The sequence below is a fragment of the Roseovarius sp. genome (assembly GCF_040219995.1).
Taxonomy (GTDB): Bacteria; Pseudomonadota; Alphaproteobacteria; order Rhodobacterales; family Rhodobacteraceae; genus Roseovarius.
The window spans coordinates 45,004-51,200 of sequence record NZ_JAVJUC010000008.1 but is presented as its reverse complement, the minus strand read 5'-3'; the positions used below and the strand labels follow the sequence as shown (position 1 = coordinate 51,200).

Annotated in this window: 6 protein-coding genes; all 6 read right to left on the bottom strand. The window is 59.2% G+C overall.

Going from position 1 to position 6,197, the window contains the following annotated elements; translation table 11 throughout:
• Positions 1–160: 160 nt before the first annotated feature.
• Entirely contained in the window at positions 161–1,519 is a 1,359-nt protein-coding gene (locus RID11_RS01445; protein WP_350135320.1) for a multicopper oxidase family protein, read from the bottom strand.
• 12 nt (positions 1,520–1,531) lie between these two features.
• Positions 1,532–2,992 carry a TolC family protein gene (locus RID11_RS01440; RefSeq protein ID WP_064260126.1) on the bottom strand — a complete coding sequence of 487 codons (1,461 nt, stop codon included), beginning with the start codon at positions 2,990–2,992 and terminating at the stop codon, positions 1,532–1,534.
• A 304-nt stretch (positions 2,993–3,296) separates the two neighbouring features.
• Positions 3,297–3,695, bottom strand: coding sequence for a hypothetical protein (locus RID11_RS01435; RefSeq protein WP_350135318.1), 399 nt, complete (start codon positions 3,693–3,695; stop codon positions 3,297–3,299).
• Positions 3,696–3,782: 87 nt separating this feature from the next.
• Entirely contained in the window at positions 3,783–4,742 is a 960-nt protein-coding gene (locus tag RID11_RS01430) for an IS481 family transposase (RefSeq protein WP_350135316.1), read from the bottom strand.
• Between the two features lie 28 nt (positions 4,743–4,770).
• On the bottom strand, positions 4,771–5,244 hold the full coding sequence (locus tag RID11_RS01425) for a DUF411 domain-containing protein (protein WP_350135314.1): 474 nt from the start codon (positions 5,242–5,244) through the stop codon (positions 4,771–4,773).
• Positions 5,245–5,260: 16 nt separating this feature from the next.
• Entirely contained in the window at positions 5,261–6,196 is a 936-nt protein-coding gene (locus RID11_RS01420; RefSeq protein ID WP_350135312.1) for a WD40/YVTN/BNR-like repeat-containing protein, read from the bottom strand.
• Position 6,197: the final 1 nt, after the last annotated feature.

Below are 6,197 nucleotides of genomic sequence, written 5' to 3'. Positions count from 1 at the left end.
TTTTGCCTGTTCGGTAGACTGGTTTTCATCATGTCCACCGCCGTGCGTGCCTGCAGCATAGGCCGGTGCGGAAAGCGCGATTGCGAAGCTTGTCGTCAGAAGAAGATTTCTCATTTCATTTTCCTGTAGGTTGGTTTGGTTGGAGATGACGAAGGGCTGCTCAGCCCTTCGAGGTTGGTTTCGGTGTGAGAATGGTCCTGGGGCTGTTGTTGGAGGCGAATTCAGGCAACTCGCCGGTCCATTCGTAGGCCATCTCGCCCGGGGGGTTCTCGTACCAGCCGGGATCGGAATAATCGTCCGGGTCGATGCCGTCTCGCACCTTTACGACCGAAAACATGCCGCCCATCTCGATGGGTCCATACGGCCCCCAACCCGTCATCATCGGGATGGTATTGTCAGGTAGCGGCATTTCCATTTTTGCCATTTCCCCCATGCCGCTCGTTCCCATCGGCATGTACTCCGGCTGAAACTGACGGATTTTCTGGGTCAGTGGTTTCTTGTTCACACCGATGAAGGTCGGCACATCGTGGCCCATTGCGTTCATGGTATGATGAGACTTGTGACAATGGATCGCCCAGTCGCCCAGATGATCGGCTGTGAACTCGTATGCGCGCATGGCGCCAACGGGTATGTCGATGCTGACCTCCGGCCATTGAGCTTCGGGCGGCACCCAGCCACCATCTGTGCAGGTGACCTTGAAGTCATAGCCGTGCATGTGAATAGGGTGATTGGTCATCGTCAAGTTGCCGACGCGCACCCGCACCCGGTCCCCTTTGTTGACAACCAGCGGGTCGATGTCGGGGAAGATGCGGCTGTTCCAGGTCCATAGATTGAAATCTGTCATCGTCATGATCCGTGGCACATAGGTGCCCGGATCTATGTCGAAGGCGTTGAGCATGATCAGGAAATCACGGTCAACCGGCATGAACGAAGGATCCTTTGGATGAACAACAAACATCCCCATCATGCCCATGGCCATCTGGACCATTTCATCGCCGTGAGGATGGTACATGAACGTGCCGGACTTCACCAAGTCGAACTCGTAGATGAAGGTCTTTCCTGGTGGGATACCGGGGTGACTCAGACCGCTCACGCCGTCCATGCCGGAAGGCAGGATCATACCGTGCCAGTGGATCGTCGTCGCTTCCGGCAGCTTGTTGGTCACGTAAATGCGTACTCGGTCGCCTTCGACCGCCTCGATGGTCGGACCGGTGGATTGGCCGTTGTAACCCCACAGATGCGCGACCATGCCATCGGCCAATTCACGCTCGACAGGCTCGGCAACGAGATGGAACTCCTTGACCCCGCCATTCATGCGGTGCGGGAGCGTCCAGCCGTTGAGCGTCACGACGGGATTGTATTCCGGTCCGGACGAGGGCCGCGGAGTGATCGCTGTCTTGGCACTATCCATCTGGGCCGCTTCTGGCAGACCCATGTTGGTGGTCTTGCCCCAAGCTTGAGAGGAGACGAGCGCCGCTCCTGCGGCGCCGGCCCCGAGTAATTGACGTCGATTGATCATGTCATATTCCTTTCAGTGTCCTGCGCCGCCACCGGCGGCTAGTGATACGCCCTCTCCCTCGCCCAGTCTGCCTGCGCCACCGCCATAGATTGCCGCTGTCAGGTTCGCCTGAGCCAGGTAGAAGTCGCGCTTGGCATTGGCCGCCTCGAGTGAGGAACCAAGCTTTTCGCGCACATCCGTAAGCAACTCGAATGTGTTGGTAATCATGCCGTTATAGGACAGCAGGCCCTCTTCCTCGATGGTCTTGCGCAGCGGCACCAGAACGTCGCGATAGTGACGCGCAATCTTGTAGGATGCGTGATAGGCGGTCTCGGCAGCACGTGCCTCGGACCTTACGTTGACCGCGCGTTCGGCGAGGACATTTGCCGCCTGAAGATACATCAATTCGGCCTTGCGCATCCTCGCTTTGCCAGTGTCATAGATTGGTATGGCGAACTCTAGTTCAATCTGCGGGGTCGTTTCGGTTTCAAGGTTTCCGTTTTCTCTCTCCCGTTCGGCTTCGAAGCCTGCGATGAACTCGAGATCGGTTACCAGTCGTGTTTGATCGGTCAGTCCGAACGCCGCCGCCTGCGCTTCAAGCCCGAGTTTTGCGACCCTGAGATCGAACCGGTTGCGCAACGCCTTTGCTTCGAGGTTGGTAATAGGCCCGACCGACCGCGGCAGTGTCGGCAAAGCATCAGGCACGTAGTAGTTCACTTCGGTGCCCCACAGCCCCATTAACCGCGTCAGATCCTCCTTGGCTTGGGTCGCATTCAGTCGGGCCTGTGCCAGCTGTCCAGCCAGCTCGGCATTGAACGCTTGTTCCCGCGCCTGACCGGCCTTGTTCAGCGCGCCGGTCTCGCCCAGCCGGGCCGCAAGTTCTGACCCGGCGTCGGAAGTGGCTTTTGCACGTTTAAGATACGAAACGGTCTCGAACGCGGCCACGGCGTTGATCCACGCTGTTCGGGTTTGGTTGGCAAGCGCAAGAGTATCGTTCACCGCGTTCATTTGTGCTGCACGGAAGTTGACGTCGGCAAGCGCAACTCGCTGCTGGCGCGTTTGCGCATCGAGGATGTTCGTGCGAAACAACCCCTCGATTGCTCGGTAGGCACCCAACTCCGCAGCGCCTATACCCAGCACCCCGATCGCCACGATCGGGTTTTCAGGCGTAGCTTCTTGCCATGCGTCTGCCGCCGAAAGCCCGACATTAGCGTAAGAGGCTTGCAACCCCTTGTTGTTCAAGAGCGCGACTTGGACGGCGGTGTCTGCAGAAATCGTCCGTTGGTGGACCATTGCGTGAACTTGCTTTTTCAGCTCCGCGTTCTCGGCTTGGGTCTGAGCGAAGGCCGTTCTCTTGCCGATCGTTGCCGCGGTCTGGCTTGATACGTTCGCAAACCCGGCCTTCTGATCTCTGTAGGACTCTGGAACAGCCGTAGCGCAGGCCGCCAGCGTCAGCGGGAGGCCGAGCGCGAGTGAAAGTTTCGACATAACCATCAGTTTGCCTCCGATTGCTCTTCGTTGACCTTGCGCCAGTCGCGGGGCCCTGTCGGGCCGCGATACGTGTACCCGGTCAGAGGATTGCTGTAAGACAATGGAGACGAGATGGCGCCATTGACCGTATCCTGTTGGCTGGCAACGCTCGGAAGCGGCGTGGGCTCAGAGGCGCACGCCCCAAGCAGGAGCGCAGAAGCGCCCATAGAGATATGAATTTTCATTATTTTGGACCTGACTTATTGATCAATTCGAGCATGCAATACAGGCACACTCAGATGATCCGCATTACGGATCGGCGACTAAGTCAGACTCGTGGTGGGCGTTGTGGGCTGTCCGGATCAAACGATATGATCAGGCGGTCGATAGCCGTGTAACGCGCGTTTGGTTTGTCGCGCGATCGGATCACGTCGCTTTCATCAAGAACACCCGAGAAACATATGCCGCTGCAGCATTGAATGCCGCCATGGTCGTCATCCGCGTTGGAAACACCTCCGCGTTCATCACAATGAGTTGCAACGGAATGCTCGTGGCCAATACCGCCTAATTTAGACATTGTTTCGGCGGTATGCTCAATGCCAATGGACCCGCCATGTCCGCCCATCTGAGCATGTAGCGCAGACGGCGGAACTGTAGCCAATGCAAGCACACAGATGATACCAAGCATCATCTGACGCAATCTGGAAATGGTGAGTTCGCTCCTCATAATAAGTTAAATGTATCATGGAAACCGTTCTGTCAACGTTTCCATCCTTTGAAAAACAGTTCACTCTTATTAGTTCTTGTTTGCTTATTAGGCGTTCAGTCCAGGCATTTGGTGGATCGAGTCGAGGATGAAACGATCCGGCTCTGAGGTCCAGACCTTGCAGATGTATTCGTTTGGCGTCAGGTCACCGAGGGTCTTGAGACGCTGGGCGAAATTGTAGGCTGCCATGAAGTCTGTGAGGTGTGTGCGCAGTTGATCGTGACTGTCGTAGTGGAAACGCTTGACAGTCGCGTTCTTGATCGTCCGATTCATCCGCTCGACCTGACCGTTGGTCCAAGGATGGTTGGGGTTGGTCAACCCGTGCTCGATCCCGTTGGCCTCACAGATCATGTCAAAGCGCATCGGCCGCGAATAGGCTGTATTCCTTTTGCGCGGCTGCTCCGCGAACTGAATGCCGTTGTCGGTCAGGATCGTGTGGACCTGGTAGGGCACGGCCTCAAGCATGTGCTGAAGAAACTCCCATGCGGTGCGCCTGTCGGTCTTCTCGACGAGTTGGGTCACCGCGAACTTGCTTGTGCGGTCAATGCCGACGAAGAGATAAAGCTTGCCCTCGGCTGTTTGCACCTCAGCGATGTTGATGTGTAAGAAGCCGATCGGGTAGCGCTTGAACTTCTGCCGCTTGGGCTTGTCACCGGCCACGTCCGGCAGGCGCGAGATGCCATGCCGCTGCAGACAACGATGTAGAGAAGACCGCGTTAAACTCGGGATCGAAGGCTGAAGGGCATAAAGACAGTCATCCAGCGGAAGCAGTGTGTGCCGCCGGAAGGCAACGATCATGGCCTGCTTTTGCTCAGTGAGAACGGTAGAGCGCGGAGTTCTCGGGCCGGTCTTCGGGTCCTCAACCGTCTGGCGCTTGCGCCATTTCGCAACCGTCTTCGGATTGGTCCCCAAAACCCGGCTCAACTCCGAGAGCGAAGCCTGCGATCGCTGTATTGCAGCTCTGATGGCGTGCGTGGTCGTGGCGCTCCCGTGACGAACTTGGCCCATAGTGCTTCCTTCCATTCCTGCGAAAGGATCACACCATCAAACCGTGGGATTGAACACCTAAGGCATAGGTACGCAGGGCGCCGGTTGTTGCGGGGGCCATCCCTGGCGCGTTATCGGGCATACCCGGGAGGGTGATGCCGGTGATGTCGGGGCGTTCCTCCAGTAGCCGTTCGATGATTTCAGACGGGACGAGACCGCTGACGACATAGCCGTCGATCATGGCGAGGTGACAGCCGATACCCCGCTCGGGCACGCCCATCTCGACAGATCTTTGGTCGAAATCCCGGTCGTCGATCACATTGACCGCAAAGCCTTCGGCACGCAGATATTCGGCATAGGCGTCGCAGCAGCCGCAGCCGGGATCGCGCCAGATTGTCACCGGCTCGGCACTTTGTGCAGCCACGGACGCGACAAGGGTCGGACGGGTATCGCGATCGGCCGCGACGTAGGCGGCCACAGCGGCACCGGTGATCCCCAGCGTGATGACAAGTATCTTTTTCATGGTCGGTGTTCCTTTCTCAGATGGCCGCGAGGGTCACCCAAGTGGTGCCCCCGTCCCGGCTGTGTTGCAGTTTGGTAGCGGAGACGGCGGCGATGTGGTTGGGGTCTGCCGGATCAACGGCAAGCGCCTGTGCGTGCATGTTGGCCCTGTTCTCCCAGGCTGCGCCGCCATCTGCGGAGGCCCAAAGTCCTGAAGGCAGGGCGGCGTAGAGCCGTTCCGGCGCGCCATGAGTCGAGACCAGCGCGCTGACGGGCTCGCCTTCAGGCAACGGGGCTTCCAGCGCGGGCGACGTTCCCGCGACCAGCGCATCCATCGCGTCACCCGCCACCACGTCCTGCCAGCGGCAGAAACAGTCGGGCACTCGGGTAACGCCCTGATCGGTCCCGGCGTATATCCAGATACCGCCCATACCGCTGGCGAGATTGACCGAAGCAAGCGCGAGCACCTCGCGCTCGGCCTCGGCAAGCCAGGGGCGATCCATGACGAACGACCAGTTGGTCCCCGCATCCTCGCAGCGCCACAGCCCGTCGCCCGCAAGCGCCGCATAGATCGTGTCGGGCGCGCCAGCCGCTATGGCGAGCGCGGTGACCTGCGCCAGTGGCAAATCGCCTGAGGCCGCAGCCCATGTTCGGCCCCCATCGTCGGACCGGTCCAGCCCGCCGCCCTCCAGCGCCGCGAAAAGCCGCCCCGGCCGGTCTGGGTGACAGGTCAGCGCCCGGATCGGGCTGCGCGGTGAAGACAGAGGGGTTACATCGCCGGACGGATCAAACCGCCACACCTGCGCGCCAGCCACGACAAGCGCATCACCGTCGAACGCCAGAACAGAGTGTGACGTGCTTCCGGCCCAGGCCCGCGGCGTTGGTAACAGCCCGGCGGCGGCCACACCGCCAAGTATGGCAAGGACGCCGCGCCGGCTGAACGTCCGTGTGTTTTCTGAGCTTACATTCAGCATT

Excerpts from the sequence above, each read along its gene's own strand:
- RID11_RS01420 (WP_350135312.1), bottom strand. The coding sequence starts at position 6,196 with ATGCTGAATGTAAGCTCAGAAAACACACGGACGTTCAGCCGGCGCGGC.
- RID11_RS01445 (WP_350135320.1), bottom strand. The coding sequence starts at position 1,519 with ATGATCAATCGACGTCAATTACTCGGGGCCGGCGCCGCAGGAGCGGCG.
- RID11_RS01440 (WP_064260126.1), bottom strand. The coding sequence starts at position 2,992 with ATGGTTATGTCGAAACTTTCACTCGCGCTCGGCCTCCCGCTGACGCTG.
- RID11_RS01430 (WP_350135316.1), bottom strand. The coding sequence starts at position 4,742 with ATGGGCCAAGTTCGTCACGGGAGCGCCACGACCACGCACGCCATCAGA.
- RID11_RS01425 (WP_350135314.1), bottom strand. The coding sequence starts at position 5,244 with ATGAAAAAGATACTTGTCATCACGCTGGGGATCACCGGTGCCGCTGTG.
- RID11_RS01435 (WP_350135318.1), bottom strand. The coding sequence starts at position 3,695 with ATGAGGAGCGAACTCACCATTTCCAGATTGCGTCAGATGATGCTTGGT.